Origin of the sequence: Nocardia sp. BMG111209 (assembly GCF_000381925.1) — a bacterium.
In the GTDB taxonomy this organism is placed as follows: Bacteria; Actinomycetota; Actinomycetes; order Mycobacteriales; family Mycobacteriaceae; genus Nocardia.
On record NZ_KB907307.1, the window covers coordinates 2,858,136 to 2,872,920 of the forward strand.

Below are 14,785 nucleotides of genomic sequence, written 5' to 3' on the forward strand. Positions count from 1 at the left end.
GGGATTCCGGTCAGCCGGGGCTGCCGCCGAGGGCGGACAGGCAGAACGCCCAGAGGTCGTCCGGCAGGGTCGCCGGCGGCTGTGCGGCGTACGCGTAGTGGTGGTAGACCGATCGGACCAGCTCGTTGACGAACCAGGCGGCCCGCTCCGGATCGGCGGGCCGCAATTTGCCCGCGGCCACACCCTTCTGGATCTCGCCGAGCAGCAGCGCCGCGAACGGCCGCACCGCCTCGGCCATCTCGTCCGGGAAATTCTGCTGCAGCCGCCAGTGCGTGGAGACGATGAAGCGGGCCGTGGCCTTGTCGTCGCCCTCCGCGTCCAGTGAGCGCAGCGTGGAGGTGATGTAGTAGCGCAGCCGGGCGATCGGATCCGGCAGATCGCGCGCGTCCTCCACCGAGCGGACGCACCCGGCGGCGATCATCTCCGCGAACACCGCCAGCAGCAGCTGATCCTTGCTCGCGAAGTACCGGTAGAAGGTCTGCAACGCGACCCCGGCCTCCTTCACCAGCTCCTGGGTGGTGAAGGCGTCCCCCTTCTGCAGAACCAACCGGTGCGCGGCGTCCAGGATCAGGCTCGCCTGCTGCATGCTGCGGCTGCGGGTCCGCCGCACGGCGGGCGACCGGTCCGCGGCTTTCTCGGCCCACGACATCCGAGATATGCTAGCGGGCCTCACGGCGGGGTGAGCACGACGACCGGTATCGGGCGGTCGGTGCGCGCCTGATAGGAGTCGTAGTTCGGCCACACCTCGGTCATGATCGACCACAGCCGCGACTTCTCGTCGTCGCGGGCGGTCCGCGCCACCACCGGGATGTGCCGGTCGCGCACCTGGATCTCGGCCTCCGGATGGGCCGTGAGATTGCGATACCACTCCGGATGCTCCGGCGCGCCGCCCTTCGAGGCCACGATCAGGTAGTCGTCCCCGTCCCGGCCGAAGATCAGCGCCGAGGTGCGCGGCCGGCCGCTGCGGCGGCCGGTGGCGGTCAGCAGCAGGATCGGCACGCCGTTCCAGATATAGCCGCGCTCGCCGCCGGATTCCCGGTAGGCGCGCACGTGCTCGTCGCCGCGCAGGCTGAGATCCGGTGGACTGTAGGGCTTTTCGGACATCACGACTCCTCGTTGGCGGATGCGGGTCAGTCGAAGCGGACGGGGATGGCGGTGGCGCCGCGCTCGTACATGCCGATCAGGCGCGGCGGTTCCGCGTCGGGATCCAGCCGCAGATTCGGCAGCCGATCCAGCAATGCCCCGATGCCGGTGAGCATCTCGGCCCGCGCCACATGCATGCCGAGGCAGGTGTGCGGGCCGCTGCCGAAGGCCAGCGACGGTTTCGGCGGGCGGGTGATGTCGTACTCGTCCGGGCGATCCCAGCGATCCGGATCGCGGTTGGCGGCGCCGAGGCACAGGTGCAGCACCGCGCCGGCCGGTAGCCGCGTGCCGTGGAATTCGGTGTCGGCGGTGACGAATCGGGAGAACATCGGATCGGTCGGCGACCAGCGCAGCGCCTCCTCGATCGCCGGGCGCAGCAGCCGCCGGTCCGCGTGCACCGCCCGCAGCACCTCCGGCCGTTGCAGCAGCGCGGTCAAGGTGATGCCCATCTGCTTCCAGGTGGTGCCCGACCCGGCGGTGAGCAACAGCACCGAGAACGAGTAGATCTCGTCGTCGGACAGCCGGTGCGTGACGCCGTCGTCGTCGGTGTACTCCGCCTGCACCAGCACACTGATCAGGTCGTCGGCCGGCTGTTCGCGGCGCGCGGCGACGATCGGGGCGAGGATCTCCACCACCGCTCCCGGGCGGCGCAACGCCGCGCGGATGTCGAGCGCCTGCGCCACCGGGACACCGAAACTGCCGGTGATGGTGAGCACCGGGATCGCCGCGCAGAAGTCGACATTCAGCTCCGCGCGGCCGTGCCCGGCGATCTCGTCGATCAGCGCGTGCACCGTCTCCTCGATCCAATTGCGAATCCACCATTGGGCTTTCGCCGGGACGAAGGACGGCTGCACCAGCCCGCGATAGCGCCGGTGCTGCGCGCCGCCCATCACCAGCATACTGCTGTCGGTGCCGATCGCACCGGTCGCGCCGACGGCGTCCGGGGAGGAGGCGAAGGTCACCGGGTCGCGGTAGGCGGCACTGCACACCTCGTAGCCGAAGGCCGCGAAGTGCGGCCGGTCCGGATGCGGAAGTCCTTGGAACACCAGCGGTTCCGCGACGCCGGTGAGTTCGTGCACGGTGCCCGCGTGCACCGGCGCCTGCTCCCGCAGCCGGTGCCAGGCCGGATAGGGATCGTCGGAATATCCGCCGCCGGTCTGCACCAGGAACGAGCCGCGCAGATCGAAAAGCTCACGGACGCGGGAGATGTCGAGTGTGGTGGTCATTTCGCGACATATCCCCCGTCGACCGGCAGCAGTACGCCGGTGATGTTGGCGGCGCGATCGGAGACCAGGAACACCGCCGCCTCCGCGCAGTCCTCGGCGGTGATCGGGCGGCCCAATGGGTGTGCGGCGCCGACCTTCTCCGCGGCCGCGGCCAGGTGCGCGGGATCGGTGAGCGACAGCCCGCCGGCGGCCATGAATCCGGTGTAGGGCATGCCCGCCGGGCAGATCGCGTTGGCGCGGATACCGAACGAGGCGCCCTCGATGGCGACCGCGTGGGTGAGCTGGTGCACCGCGCCCTTGGTGGCCCCGTACACCGAACCGCCCCAGGCGACCAGGCCCGCCACCGAACCGGTGTTGAGGATGACCCCGCCGTCGCCCTGCTGCTTGAACCGCAGCACGGCATGTTTGCAGCCGAAGAAGACGCCGCCGAAGTTCACCGCCACCAGGCGCTGGAAATCCTCGAGCGTGTGGTCCTCGAGCTTCGCGCCCAGCCGCGGGGTCGGGATGCCGACATTGTTGAACAGGATGTCCAACCGGCCGAACCGTTGCGCCGCGGTCTCGATCATGGCCTGGACCTCGTCCTCGCGGGACACGTCCGCCCCGACGGGAACCGCGGTGCCACCGGCGGTCTCGATGAGGTCGGCGGTCTGCTTCGCGGCGCCGGGGTCGATGTCGGCGCAGATCACCCGCGCTCCCTCGGCGGCGAACCGCAGCGCCGAGGCCCGGCCCACGCCGTTGCCTGCGCCCGTGACGATCGCCGATTTGTCTTGCAACAACATAGTTTTCACACTTCCAGTGAGTACCCGCCGGCGCGCGGTCAGGCGGATTGCGTCAGGCGCAGCGCGCCGGTGGGGCAGCCCTCGACGGCGACCCGGATCGCGTCGAGGTCGTCGCCGGGCGGGTCGAGCGCCACGGCCTTGGCGGCCTCGTCGTGTTCGAAACTGGCCGGGGCGTAGACGACACAGACACCGCTGCCGATGCACAGGGCCCGGTCGACGGTGATCCCGAGCTCAGGCATGCGGCCGCGCCGGGGGCTGGGCGGGGGTGAACCGGTAGAGCCGTTCGGCGTTGCCGCGCAGCAGCTTGTACTGGGTCTGCTCGGGCAGGTGCGCGATCCGCCGCCGCACCACGCCGATGCAGTCCGGCCAGGTGGAATCCGAATGCGGATAATCGGTTTCGCACATGATGTTGTCCTCGCCGATCGCGTCGATGCTGGCGATGCCGTGCTCGTCGTCGATGAAGCAGCCGAAGACGTGCTCCCGGAAGGACTTCCGGATGTCGAGGGTGTCCAGGTCGGCGCTGCCGCCGCCGGCGTGGTCCTGGAACCGCGCGCCCTTCTTCACCCAGTGCCGCTGCTTGTCGAGCACCTGTTCGGCGCGCTCCAGATAGTAGGGCATCCAGCCGATCTCACCCTCGGACAGCGCGATCTTCACGTTCGGGTAGCGCTGGAACATATCGCTGAACAACCAGGACAGCATGGTGCCGGAGGTGCGCATCGCGCCCCAGGTGAGGTTGGCCATGAACGGGGCGTCCGGAGCGATCTTCGGCACCTGTGAGGAGGAGCCCACGTGCATCGAGACCACCATGTTCAGCTCGTTCGCGGCCGCCATCACCGGATCCCAGTAGCGATCCTTGTCGTGGATCGTCGGCAGGCCCAGCGGGGCCGGATTCTCCGAGAACGCGAAGGTGGTGGCGCCCAAGCCCGCACAGCGTTCCAGCTCCGCGGCGGCCAGTTTCGGATCCCAGAGCGGGATGAGCACCAGCGGGATGTAGCGGCCCGGCGCGCTGCCGCACCAGTCCTCGATCAGCCAGTCGTTGTAGGCCTTCAGGCAGACCAGGCCGAATTCACGATCGGAGGCCTCCATGAACAGCTGCCCGCAGAACCGCGGCAGCGTCGGGAAGCACAGCGAGGCCAGGATTCCGGCGCGATCCATATCCTCGACGCGGGCCTTCGCGTCGTAGCAGCCGGGCCGCATCTCGCTGTAGGGCAACGGTTCCGGGCTGAACTCCTCCTTCGACTTACCCGCCACCGCGGACAGGCCGGAGGTGGGCAGCCGCTTGCCGTCGTAGACCCACATCTCGCGGCCGTTCGCGTCGGTCTCCATGTGCGGGGCGCGATCCCGGTCCTTCGCCGCGACCCGGTCGATCCACAGGTTCGGCGGTTCCAGGATGTGGTCGTCGACCGAGATCAGCCAGTCCAGGTCGAGGGCGGCGGGAGCCGTTGTGCCACGGGGGGTTTCGAGGGTGGTCATCGCGTCAGTTCTCCGATCGCCATATGCTTGACTTCCTGGAAGGCCCGGATGCCGTCCGGGCCTCGTTCGCGGCCCAGGCCGCTCTGTTTGTAGCCGCCGCTGGGCGCGTAGGCGCTGAACACGGCGGTGTTCACGTTCACCGCCCCGGTGCGCAGCCGGCGCGCGACGCCGACCGCCGCGGCCACGTCCGCGCCGTAGACCTGCGCGGAGAGGCCGTACTCGGAATCGTTGGCCAGCGCCACCGCGTGGTCGAGGTCGCGGTAGCCGAGCACCGCGAGCACGGGGCCGAAGATCTCCTCGCGCGCCGCGGGATTCGCGGCGTCGGGCAGGTCCAGTACGGTCGGCTCGAAATAGTAGCCGCGGTCCAGGCCCGCCGGTCGCTTCCCGCCGAAAGCGACGGTGCCGCCGTTCTTCTCGGCGGCGGCCACATACCGCTCGCAGCGCTCGCGGGCGGCCGCGTCGATGACCGGGCCCATGGTGGCGGCCGGATCGCTCGGCGCGCCGACGCTGATCCGCGCGTAGGCGGCGGTGACCGCCGCCAGCACCTCGGCCTTGCGATCCTCGGGAACCAGCATCCGGGTCGCGGCGACACACGCCTGCCCGGCGGTGGACGCCACCACCATCACGGCGCCGGCGGCGGCCCGGTCGACGGCGTCGGGCAGGTAGATCTGCGCCGATTTGCCGCCCAGTTCCAGCGCCACCCGTTTCACCGTCGGCGCGGCCTGGGCCAGGATCCGCCGGCCCACCGCGGTGGAGCCGGTGAACGACACCATATCCACCGCCGGATGCGTGGTGAGCAGTTCCGCTGCGGCCGAACCGGTTTCGGTGATCACACTGAGCACACCCGCCGGCAGTTCCGCGGCCTCGGCCGCGGCCCCGAAGATCAGCGAGGAGATGGGGGTGAGCGGGCTCGGCCGCAGGATCACCGAATTGCCTGCCAGCAGCGCCGGAATCAGCTTCTGGAAGGCCATGATGATCGCACCGTTGTACGGCGTGATCGCGGCGACCACACCCACCGGCTCGTGCCGCCGGATGCTCAGCGCCACCCGGCCCCGGACCAGATCGTCCACCGGGACCGGGGCGGACTGCTCGTGCGGCATCGACAGATACAGGTCGATCGTCTGCCGCGCCAGCGCGAGACCCGAACGGAACTGGCTCAATTCGGCGAATCGCAGTGGCTGCCCGGCCTCGAGGACCATGGACCGGACCAGTGTCTCGCGCGCGGCCTCGACGTGGTCGAGCAGCCGGTGCAGGACCCGGGCCCGGTCGGCGGCGGGCAGGTCGGCCCAGACGCCGGCGTCGAAACTGCGGCGCGCCTCGGTGATCGCGCGCTGCACCTCCGGCCACGGGGTCGCGGTGACGGCGCCGACGGAACTCTCGTCGGCGGGATTCTCGACGGCGATCGGCTCGTCGCCGGACACCCAGCGACCGGCGACGTAGGTACGGTCTTCACGGAGCAGATCCACGGTGGTACTCCCAACGCTCACAACGGAACCGAGCTGTAGACGACGGCCCCGCCGAAATGCGGGGAGGAATGACAGGCGACCCCGACGGTCGCCGTGCGCTGCCGCTGCCCGGCGCGGCCGGACAGTTGCAGATAGCACTCGAGCATCTGGGGCACACCGTGCATGCGGCCGTTGCCCAGCGCTCCCCCGCCGGACAGCGCGGGCAGCGCGCCGGGCCGGTCGCTGTCGATGCCGCCGTCGGCGACGAACCGGTGGGCCTCGCCCGGCGGGCAGAAGCCGAGCACCTCCAGCCAGAACCAGACGAACGGCGCGAAACCGTCGTACACCTGCGGCAGATCCACGGCGTCCGGGCCGATTCCGGCGCTCTCCCACAACCGGCGCGCGGTTTCCGCACCGCCGCCGAGGATGTCGTCCAGCGGCCAGTGCTGCGGCAGTCGCCGCCGGGTCGGCGCGCCGGAGGCGTAGCCGGACACGTACACCGGCCGGTGCGGCAGATCCGCGGCCCGCTCGGCGGAGGTGAGCACGAAGGCCGCGACGCCGTCGACCGGGATATCGCAGTCGAATGTGCAGACCGGGTCGAACAGCTGCGGCGCGGCCAGGTATTCCTCGGTGCGCAACGGTTTTCCGGCCCAATAGGACCAGGGCAGCCGCGACCCGTTCTTGCGGGCCTCGGTCACCACCGCCGCCATCGACTCGCGCTTCGCGCCGTAGCGCTGCAGATATTCGTTGTACGGCAACGCGATCGTGGCCAGCGGCCCGAAGAAGCCCTGCGGCACGGTCCACTGCTGCGCGCCGCCCGCCTCGCGCAGCGGGTTGCCGTGGTAGCGGCCGCCGGGATTGTGCAGAGCGCGGTGCAGCACAACGTAATCCGCGGCGCCGGCGGCGATCGCGTTGACCGCCATGGCCACCGAACCGGTGAGCTGCCCGATCCCGTCGAATCCGGCCGCGTAGCGCGGGTCGACGCCGAGGTGCTGGGCCAGCCAGTTCGGCGACACGATGCTCACGCCGTCCTGCTTGGCATGGTCACCGGCACTGGGCAGCAGCGCCGAACCGACGAAGCCGTCGACCTGTCCGACCGCCAGACCGGCATCGGCGATCGCCTGCCGGGCCGTCTCGACGGCCAGCGCGCCGAGCGGCCGATCCGCCTGCCGCCGTACCGGACTGTGCGCGTAGCCGACGACCGCCACCCGGTCGCGAGCGGGGAACCGGCCGGTCATGACGCCAACTCGAATGCGGGAACGGCGATTTCGGCCGCGAGGTGTTCGAAGGCGACCCGCACCGGGGCGCCGAGGCGCAGGGGTGCGTCCGGGCCGTCCAGCAGCCGGCCGATCAGGCGCAGTTCGGACTGCTCGGCCAGTTCCACATCGACGAGGACGTACGGCAGGTCGGCGTCGAAGCCGGGCAGGAAGGACTGCCGCACCACGGTCCAGGAGCGGACCGTGCCGTGGCCGCTGACCGGGGTGAAGGTGAAATCCGGTGTGCCGGAACCGCAGTGCGGGCAGACCACGTCGGGCGGGACGGTGTAGTGCTCGCAGCGGGCACAGCGGGCCACGGTGAGGCGGCCTTCCGCGGCGGCGCGCCAGTACAGGGCCGACTGCGCATCCGGTTGCGGGAGTGGACGGCCGGTCACGGAACCACCCCCGCGGACTTCAGGGCGGTGATCCGGTCCCAGTCGTAGCCGAGTTCCAGCAGCACGCTCTCGGTGTGCTCGCCGTGTTCCGGGGCGCGGCGCAGTTCCGGCGGCTGTTCGTCGAATTGCACCGGGACCCTGGGGAATCGGTAGGTGCGGCCGTCCTCGAGTTCGACCTCGCCGACATACCCGTTGGCGACCACCTGGGGATCGGTGACGATCTCGGCCATGGACTGCACCGGCGCCCAGGGGGCGTCCAGCTTCGACAGCAGCTGCTTCCAGTCGGCGAAGCCGCGCCGGGCGAATTCGGCGTCGAGTTCGGCGATACAGGCCGCGCTGTGGGTGCGGCGCGCGGCCAGATCGGCGAAGCGCTCGTCGGTGATCAGCTCCGGGCGATCGATCAGCCGGCAGAACTCACCCCAGTAGCGGTCCCCCTGCAGGAACATCAGCTGGATGTGCCGGCCGTCGGAGGTGCGATAGGTGGCGGTGAGCGGATTGACCTGTGGCCCACGGCCGCCGGTGGGCTCGGGCGCGGTGCCGTTGAGTGCCACGAGTAGATCCGACGACAGCGTCGACAGCGCGATCCCGAGCAGCGACACGTCGACCACCGAGCCGACGCCGGTGCGGGTCCGTTTCAGCAGCGCCGAGGCGATACCGAACGCCAGGGCCACCGCCCCGTTGCGATCGCCCATCGCGCCGCGCTGCGAGATCGGGTAGTCCCGCTCGCCGGGGGTGAGCAGATAGGCGAGGCCGCCGCGGGACCAGAACGCGGAACTGTCGTAGCCGGGCTGGTCGGCATCCGGCCCGCGGACCCCGAAACCGTTCCCGCGGGCGTAGATCAGGCGCGGATAGCGTTCCCGCAGCGTCTGCTGATCCAGGCCCAGCCGGGCCAGTGCGCCGGGGCGCAGGCTGGTCAGCAGCACGTCGGCGGTCGCCAGCAGTTCGTCCAGCACGGTCCGGCCGGCCGCGTCGCGCAGATCCACCGCCACCGACCGCTTGCCCCGATTCGCCAGTGCCACCGACAGATTCGGCCCACCGCGATCGGTGCCGATGCCCTGGGTGGCCAGCCCGCGATACGGGTCGCCGTCGAGTCGCTCGATCCTGATCACGTCGGCGCCCCAGTCGGACAGCAACGCACCGGCTACCGGTACGAACACCCATTGCGCCAACTCGACGACGCGTACTCCGTCGAACGCGCCCTGTTCCATGCAGCCTCCTCGGCTAGCTCGGATTGCCTTGCATCGCATGACTTTTCGATTCACGCCCCCCGGCGTCGCGATGCGGCATCCGATCCGTTCACGCTTCGTGAGCGTAACAAGACTCTCGCCGTTTGGGAACAACGTTCTACTTTGATCATGAGATATTCGATTCCGGCCCGAAGATCAGAACCCTGTTCTACCCTCAGGTGGCACGATGATCCAGAAAGGCGAGAGCAATGAAGCAGGCGCCTGTCTTCTCCAAGGGTCGCGACCTCGACATCACCGCGACCGTCCTACGACCGTGGCTGGCCGCCCGGCTGGCGGTCCCGTCCGTCGAGATCGAGGACCTCGACTACCCGCGCGGCGCGGGAATCTCCAACGAGACCATCCTGATCCGGGTTCGCTCGGCCTCCTCGGTCGACGAGTTCGTGCTGCGGATCGCACCCGCACCCCAGTATCAGATGTTCTTCGATCCGAAGTTCCGGATTCAGTACGACATCCTGGTCGCGTTGCGCGAGCACGGTGGCGTCCGGGTGCCCGAGGCGCTGTGGTTCGAGGAGGATCCCGAACTCCTCGGCCGCCCGTTCTACCTGATGCGCCGGATGAACGGCCGGGTTCCGGTCAGCATGCCGGTCTACAACCGCGAGGGCTGGCTGACCGAGGCCACCGCCGAACAGCGGAGAACGCTGTGGGAGAACGCCGTCGCGCAGTTGGCCGCGGTCACCCGGGTGCCCGCCGCCGCGGTGCCGTTCGTCGACCGGCCCGAACACGGCCCTGCCGGTGACGAACAGCAGCTGGCCTACTGGCGGCGCTACGTGGAATGGGCGCTCGGCGACGAGGTTCCGGGCACGGTCCGCACGCTGCTCGATTGGCTGTCCGACAATCGGCCGGCCACCTCCGCCCCCGGATTGTCCTGGGGCGACGCCCGGATCGGGAACATCATGTTCGACAACGACTTCGGGGTCGTCGGCGTCATGGACTGGGAACAGGCCGCGCTGGCCGATCCGGTCGCCGACCTGGCCTGGTGGCTGTTGTTCGACGAGATGCACAGCACCGCACAGGATGTCGCTCGCCTGCCGGGCCTGGGCACCCGTGCCGAGACCATCGACCGCTGGCAGGAACTGACCGGCCTGCGGGCCGACAACCTGCGCTGGCACGAGGTGTTCGCGGGCCTGAAGGCGGGCCTGCTGAGTCTGCACACCGGCCGCTCGCTGCGCCTGCCCTCGGTGAAATCGCGGCGCGGTCCCTATATTCCGCACGTCTGCCGAATGCTCGGCCTGCCCGATCCGGAGGATCTACGATGAACGACACCGGCGGCGTCGCGCCGTACGACGAGGATGTGGTGCTGTCCCCGCAGTGGCTCACACCCGTACTGGCGCAACGGTTTCCGGACGCGGTCCCGGTGCGTACCGAGGTGACCGAGCGGCTGCGCACGGTCGCCACCAAGGTGCGCTTCCGGGTCGAGTACCGCGAGCCCACCACCGCCCCACCGGCGTTGTGCGCCAAGGGGTATTTCGATCCGGCCACCCGCGGCCGTACCACCCGCGCCGAGGCGGACTTCTATCTGTTCGCCGCCGGGCAGCTCCCGATCCGGACCCCGCCGTGCGTCCACGCCGCGGTGGATCCGGACAGCGGGCACGCGCTGGTCCTGATGCACGATCTGGTGGCCGCGGGCGCGCGGTTCCTGGATCCGCTGCTCGGCTACAGCGCCGAACAGGCCACCGGCACCCTGGACCAGCTCGCGGCCCTGCACGCCGCGACCTGGGAGGACTCGAAAGCCGACCTCCAGCAACACTTCCCGGCCCGCCTGGCCGGACTGTCCCGGGTACTGCCCGCCGAGACGCTGCAACAACTGCTGGACGACGGCCGCACCGGCGACATCCCGGAGCCGGTCCGGCGGGCCGACCGCCTGCTCGCGGCGATGGCGGCCATGGATGCCCGGCGCGCCGAACATCCGTCCTGCCTGGTGCATGGCGATCTGCACACCGGCAACATCTACGAACTCGCCGACGGCAGCCCCGGGCTGATCGACTGGCAGGTGGTGCAGCGCGGTATCTGGGCACTCGATGTCGGCTACCATCTGGCGACCGTGCTCGATCCGGACGACCTCGCCGCCACCGAACGCGACCTGCTCGACCACTATCTGGATCGGCTCGCCGCACACGGGGTCACCCCGCCGGACCGCGAGCGCGCGTGGTGGCTCTACCGCGCCTATCTGCCCTACGGCATGTATCTGTGGGGTATCACCCGTGCGGTCGCACGCCCGATCGTCGAACGCCTCACCGGCCGGCTCTCCGCCGCGGTCGCCCGGCACGGCAGTCTGGATCTGCTCGGCGTGTGAGGCGCCGAACATGTTCTGCGCCACCGCGACACCCCGGCCCGCCGGCGATCGGCGGTAGTCCTACGATCGCAGCGTGTCACATCATCTGCGAATCCATCTCGCCTACCGGCAACAGCCGATGCACCGCCACGACCTGGAGGACTCGTTGCAGGTGGTCCTCGACAAGTTGCATCCGGGAACCGAAATCGACGGCGGCGGAACCGCTCTCGGCGCGGACGGGGAACCGCTGTCCTGCGATATCGAGGTGGAGGTGGCGGATTCGCCCGACCGGGTGGTCGGCACCGTCGTCGAATTCCTGAATTCCGTGGGCGCGCCGCGCGGTTCGTACACCACCGTGGACGGCGGCGATCCGGTGCCGTTCGGCGTCACCGAGGGTCTGGGCCTGTACCTCAACGGCACCGAGCTGCCCACGGAGGTGTACGAGAACGCCGACCCGAACGAGCTGATCGACTCGATCGATCGCTCGCTCGGCGAGGAGGGCGACTACGTGTCGTACTGGCAGGGCCCCACCGAGACCGCCCTGTATCTGTACGGACCGTCCGCGGATCGGATGCGGCAGTTGATCGCCGGCGTGATCGCGGCCACGCCGCTGGCCCAGCGCAGCCGGCTGGTGCCGCTCACCTGATCGAGTTCGGGGCGGCGACCGAATGGGTATCCGACAACCCTGACCGGACAGTCGCTTCTGACAGTCGGCATTGTCGAACGGACGTGAGTCTCATGCTGGATGCGATGGTGGAACATCAGCGGCAGGTCACCGCCGCGGCGCAGGTGCGCAGCGCGCTGCGGTCGGGATCGCCGATCGAGCGGGCGGTGGGAGTCGTGATGGCACAACGGCATTGCGACCGGGCGACGGCACTGGGTGTCCTGCACGAGATCTCCGGCCGCCGCGGCGTCGGATTCACGGTCGTGGCGGTGGAGATCGCCGCCACGGCCGGGTGACCGCCGCCCGGCGCGGGTCAGCGGTTCGCCGCCGCCCGGACCACGTCGCCGATCTCCGGCAGCACCGCGTCGGCGACCCGGATCCGCTGCCGGATCAGCCCGTTGGCGAAGAACAGGTCGGCGGCGTGCTGCTGCTCGGCAACGAAATCCGCCTCGACCGGCAGCAGGCCCCACGGGCGGGTGCGCAGGGCATGCTCCCACTCCGCCGCCGGACGGCCGTCGTCGGCGGCGAACAACGCGGCGGCCTCGGCCGGGTGGTCCCGCGTCCACTCGTCGGCGGCCTGCAGCGCCGCGACGATCGCGGCCACCTCGGCCCGGTGCTCGGTGGCGAACGCGCGGCCGGTGAACCACAGCGAGCGATGGCTGAACAACCCGTCGGTCGGGATCACCTCGCGCAGCTGTGCCTGCTGCTCGACCCGGGTCAGGAACGGATAGGACCCGACCCAGGCGTCCACGTCCCGGGCCAGGAAGCGCTGCGCCGCATCGGCATACGCGTCGACGGGGACGATATCGCCCCAGCCCAGCCCGGCCTTCTCCAGCGCCAGCAGCAACAGGGTGGTCTGCCAGGACCCGTGGCCGAGCGCGACCCGCTTACCGCGCAGATCGGCGGGCTCGTGGATATCGGAGTCGGCGTGGACGACCAAGCGGCCGTTCTCCACTCGCGGCCCGGAGACGGCGAGGTAGACGACGTCGTGGCCCTTCGCCTGCGCGGTGACCGGCGGTGTGGATCCGGTTCCGATGACGTCGTAGCCCCCGTCGAACAGATGGTCACCGTGTCCGGAGGGCAGCCCGGCGGTGGGGTCGACCCGCGGGTTGTCCAGCGTGCGCAGATCCACCCATTCGAGATCGGGCAGCGTCCGTTCGAGGATGCCGAGGTGCCGCAGCACCCACAGGGTGTTGTTCTGCGGGAAGTAGCCGATGCGGATGGTCATCGCGAATTCACCTTTCCGGTGCGGTCTTTCAACAGGGGCAGAACGTGGCGGCCCACCCGGCGGGCCTCCTCCAGGTGCGGGACGCCGGCCAGGATGAACGCGCCCACCCCCAGATCGATCAGTTCGTCGAGCCGAGCGGCGACCTCACGGTAGGAACCGACCAGGCCGAAAGCCGGTCCGGGGCGCAGCCGATGGAACCCGCCCCACACGTTGGGCTGCACCTCGAGTGCCCGATGATCGGCGGGGTCGGTTCCCACGGCGAAATCCTGGCTGCGCCGCCAGCCGACCGAATCACCTTCCGCGCGTTCGATTTCCGGTGCGGCGGCCCAGCCGAGCCGGATCTCCTCCCAGGCCTCGTCCGCGGTCTCGCGGGCCAGGACGTCCACGCGCACGGCGAATTTCGGCGGCCGGGGGCTGTTCGCCCGCACCGCGTCGAATTTCGCGGCCAGCGCCTCGAACGGTTCCAGCCACGACAGGTAGTGGTCGGCGTGCCGGCCGGCGGCGTCGATCGCGGCGGGGGACGAGCCGGAGAAGTAGATCTCCGGAAAGGGTTGTCCGGCGAGCAGTTCCGGCAGGCCACCGTCGTCGACCCGGTAGAACCGGCCGTCGTGCCGGAAGCCGCCGTCGCCGTGCCACACCCCCTTCAGGACGTCGAGGAATTCCGAGGTGCGCGCGTACCGGTCGTCGTGCGCGGTGGTGTCGCCCCACCACAGCTGCGCGGGTCCACCGCCGCCGGAGATGATGTTGTAGACCAGCCGGCCGCCGGTCGCGCGCTGCAAGGTGGCGCTCATCCGGGCCGCCTGCACCGGATGCAGGAATCCGGGCTGGAACGCGACCATGAAACGCCAGCTGCGGGTTTCGGCCGCCAGGGTGGCCGCGGCCGCCCACGGATCGTCGGTGTGCGGGAACGACGGCAGCAGCCCGCCGACGAATCCGGAATCCTCCGCGGACCGGATCACCTCCGCCATGTAGTCGGCGTGGGTGAACCCGTCCCAGCCGGCGCCGCGCCGGCCCGGCGCCAGCGCGTCGGGCAGGTGCGGGGCGAACCCGCCCCGGCTGCTGCCGGGCCGCCGCAACGAGGTCTGGTCGCCCTCCATCGCGATGCGCCAATAGATGTCAACCGACATGTGCGGACTCCTTCTCCCCCAGCCGGTACACCTCGCCCGGATCGGATCCGACCTCGACGAAGCCGGGTGTACCCCGGCCGTCGATCCCGCCGACGTACACCGCCGGAAACGGGTTGTCGGACAACGGCTTCGGCAAACCCTCTGGGGAATGCCAGAATTCGCGCGCCACCGCCACGAACCGCTCGCGGTCCGGATCGTCCGCCTCGAGGTGCCAGCCGAACCGGCCGCCGGAGAAGCGCTGCAACGAGGCCGACAACTTCGCCGCGTACTGCGATGTGGTTGCGCCGCTGTGGATTCCGGCGACGACCTGGACGTATCGGGTCGCCCGCAGCAGTGCCGCCGCGGTGACGATCGATTCGGGGCCCTGGGGGTCGAACGGCACCAGCACGCCGGCCAAGCCCGCGAGATCGGCGGCTCGGGCCAGTGCGAGCGCGGGAGATTCCGGCGCCGGACGCAGATCGGTGAGATGGGCCGGCAGCCGGGCCGGCGGCGGCGCATCGGCCGCGGCGGGCAGCACGATATGGGTCATG

17 protein-coding genes are annotated in these 14,785 nt (G+C 70.3%); 4 read left to right on the forward strand and 13 right to left on the reverse strand.

Features of this window, described 5'->3' with window-relative positions:
• Positions 1-10: 10 nt before the first annotated feature.
• Genes G361_RS0113135 through G361_RS0113180 form a run of 10 tightly spaced genes read right to left on the reverse strand, consistent with a single transcriptional unit; the run spans position 11 to position 8,925 of the window.
• Positions 11-610, reverse strand: a complete 600-nt coding sequence (locus tag G361_RS0113135) for a TetR/AcrR family transcriptional regulator (protein ID WP_026342990.1) — start codon at positions 608-610, stop codon at positions 11-13.
• Positions 611-669: 59 nt separating this feature from the next.
• Positions 670-1,104: a nitroreductase family deazaflavin-dependent oxidoreductase gene (locus G361_RS0113140; protein WP_019927543.1), complete on the reverse strand. Its 435-nt coding sequence runs from the start codon at positions 1,102-1,104 to the stop codon at positions 670-672.
• A 26-nt stretch (positions 1,105-1,130) separates the two neighbouring features.
• Positions 1,131-2,369, reverse strand: coding sequence for a cytochrome P450 (locus G361_RS0113145; protein ID WP_019927544.1), 1,239 nt, complete (start codon positions 2,367-2,369; stop codon positions 1,131-1,133).
• The gene (locus G361_RS0113150; RefSeq protein WP_019927545.1) at positions 2,366-3,148 is read right to left on the reverse strand and encodes an SDR family NAD(P)-dependent oxidoreductase; all 783 of its coding nucleotides are present in this window, start codon (positions 3,146-3,148) and stop codon (positions 2,366-2,368) included. The genes G361_RS0113145 and G361_RS0113150 overlap by 4 nt, the downstream gene beginning before the upstream one ends.
• Before the next feature lie 38 nt (positions 3,149-3,186).
• A complete protein-coding gene (locus G361_RS0113155) occupies positions 3,187-3,387 on the reverse strand; it encodes a ferredoxin (protein WP_019927546.1) in 201 nt (66 codons plus the stop codon).
• Positions 3,380-4,621, reverse strand: a complete 1,242-nt coding sequence (locus G361_RS0113160) for an amidohydrolase family protein (protein ID WP_019927547.1) — start codon at positions 4,619-4,621, stop codon at positions 3,380-3,382. Before G361_RS0113160 ends, G361_RS0113155 begins: the two co-directional genes overlap by 8 nt.
• Positions 4,618-6,087 (reverse strand): aldehyde dehydrogenase family protein, encoded by a 1,470-nt coding sequence (locus tag G361_RS0113165; RefSeq protein WP_019927548.1) that lies wholly within the window; start codon positions 6,085-6,087, stop codon positions 4,618-4,620. Before G361_RS0113165 ends, G361_RS0113160 begins: the two co-directional genes overlap by 4 nt.
• A gap of 17 nt (positions 6,088-6,104) precedes the next feature.
• Complete coding sequence (locus G361_RS0113170) at positions 6,105-7,304, reverse strand: thiolase family protein (protein WP_019927549.1); 1,200 nt, start codon at positions 7,302-7,304, stop codon at positions 6,105-6,107.
• Positions 7,301-7,717: a Zn-ribbon domain-containing OB-fold protein gene (locus G361_RS0113175; RefSeq protein ID WP_019927550.1), complete on the reverse strand. Its 417-nt coding sequence runs from the start codon at positions 7,715-7,717 to the stop codon at positions 7,301-7,303. The genes G361_RS0113170 and G361_RS0113175 overlap by 4 nt, the downstream gene beginning before the upstream one ends.
• Positions 7,714-8,925 (reverse strand): CaiB/BaiF CoA-transferase family protein, encoded by a 1,212-nt coding sequence (locus G361_RS0113180; RefSeq protein ID WP_019927551.1) that lies wholly within the window; start codon positions 8,923-8,925, stop codon positions 7,714-7,716. Before G361_RS0113180 ends, G361_RS0113175 begins: the two co-directional genes overlap by 4 nt.
• 227 nt (positions 8,926-9,152) lie before the next feature.
• Here G361_RS0113180 and G361_RS0113185 point away from each other — a divergent pair, with 227 nt between their 5' ends.
• The 4 genes from G361_RS0113185 to G361_RS0113200 all read left to right on the forward strand — a co-directional run bounded on the left by G361_RS0113185 (position 9,153) and on the right by G361_RS0113200 (position 12,196).
• Positions 9,153-10,220 (forward strand): phosphotransferase family protein, encoded by a 1,068-nt coding sequence (locus G361_RS0113185; protein ID WP_019927552.1) that lies wholly within the window; start codon positions 9,153-9,155, stop codon positions 10,218-10,220.
• Positions 10,217-11,257: a phosphotransferase gene (locus G361_RS0113190; RefSeq protein ID WP_019927553.1), complete on the forward strand. Its 1,041-nt coding sequence runs from the start codon at positions 10,217-10,219 to the stop codon at positions 11,255-11,257. The genes G361_RS0113185 and G361_RS0113190 overlap by 4 nt, the downstream gene beginning before the upstream one ends.
• 73 nt (positions 11,258-11,330) lie before the next feature.
• A complete protein-coding gene (locus G361_RS0113195) occupies positions 11,331-11,882 on the forward strand; it encodes a hypothetical protein (protein ID WP_019927554.1) in 552 nt (183 codons plus the stop codon).
• Between the two features lie 92 nt (positions 11,883-11,974).
• The gene (locus G361_RS0113200) at positions 11,975-12,196 is read left to right on the forward strand and encodes an ANTAR domain-containing protein (RefSeq protein WP_019927555.1); all 222 of its coding nucleotides are present in this window, start codon (positions 11,975-11,977) and stop codon (positions 12,194-12,196) included.
• 17 nt (positions 12,197-12,213) lie between these two features.
• Here the strand turns inward: G361_RS0113200 and G361_RS0113205 are convergent, their stop codons facing one another.
• The 3 genes from G361_RS0113205 to G361_RS46915 are packed head-to-tail and all read right to left on the reverse strand — an operon-like array spanning position 12,214 to position 14,784.
• Positions 12,214-13,128 (reverse strand): ABC transporter substrate-binding protein, encoded by a 915-nt coding sequence (locus G361_RS0113205; RefSeq protein ID WP_019927556.1) that lies wholly within the window; start codon positions 13,126-13,128, stop codon positions 12,214-12,216.
• Positions 13,125-14,255, reverse strand: a complete 1,131-nt coding sequence (locus G361_RS0113210; RefSeq protein WP_019927557.1) for an LLM class flavin-dependent oxidoreductase — start codon at positions 14,253-14,255, stop codon at positions 13,125-13,127. The genes G361_RS0113205 and G361_RS0113210 overlap by 4 nt, the downstream gene beginning before the upstream one ends.
• Positions 14,245-14,784: an LLM class flavin-dependent oxidoreductase gene (locus G361_RS46915; protein WP_019927558.1), complete on the reverse strand. Its 540-nt coding sequence runs from the start codon at positions 14,782-14,784 to the stop codon at positions 14,245-14,247. Before G361_RS46915 ends, G361_RS0113210 begins: the two co-directional genes overlap by 11 nt.
• Between the last annotated feature and the right edge of the window lies 1 nt (position 14,785).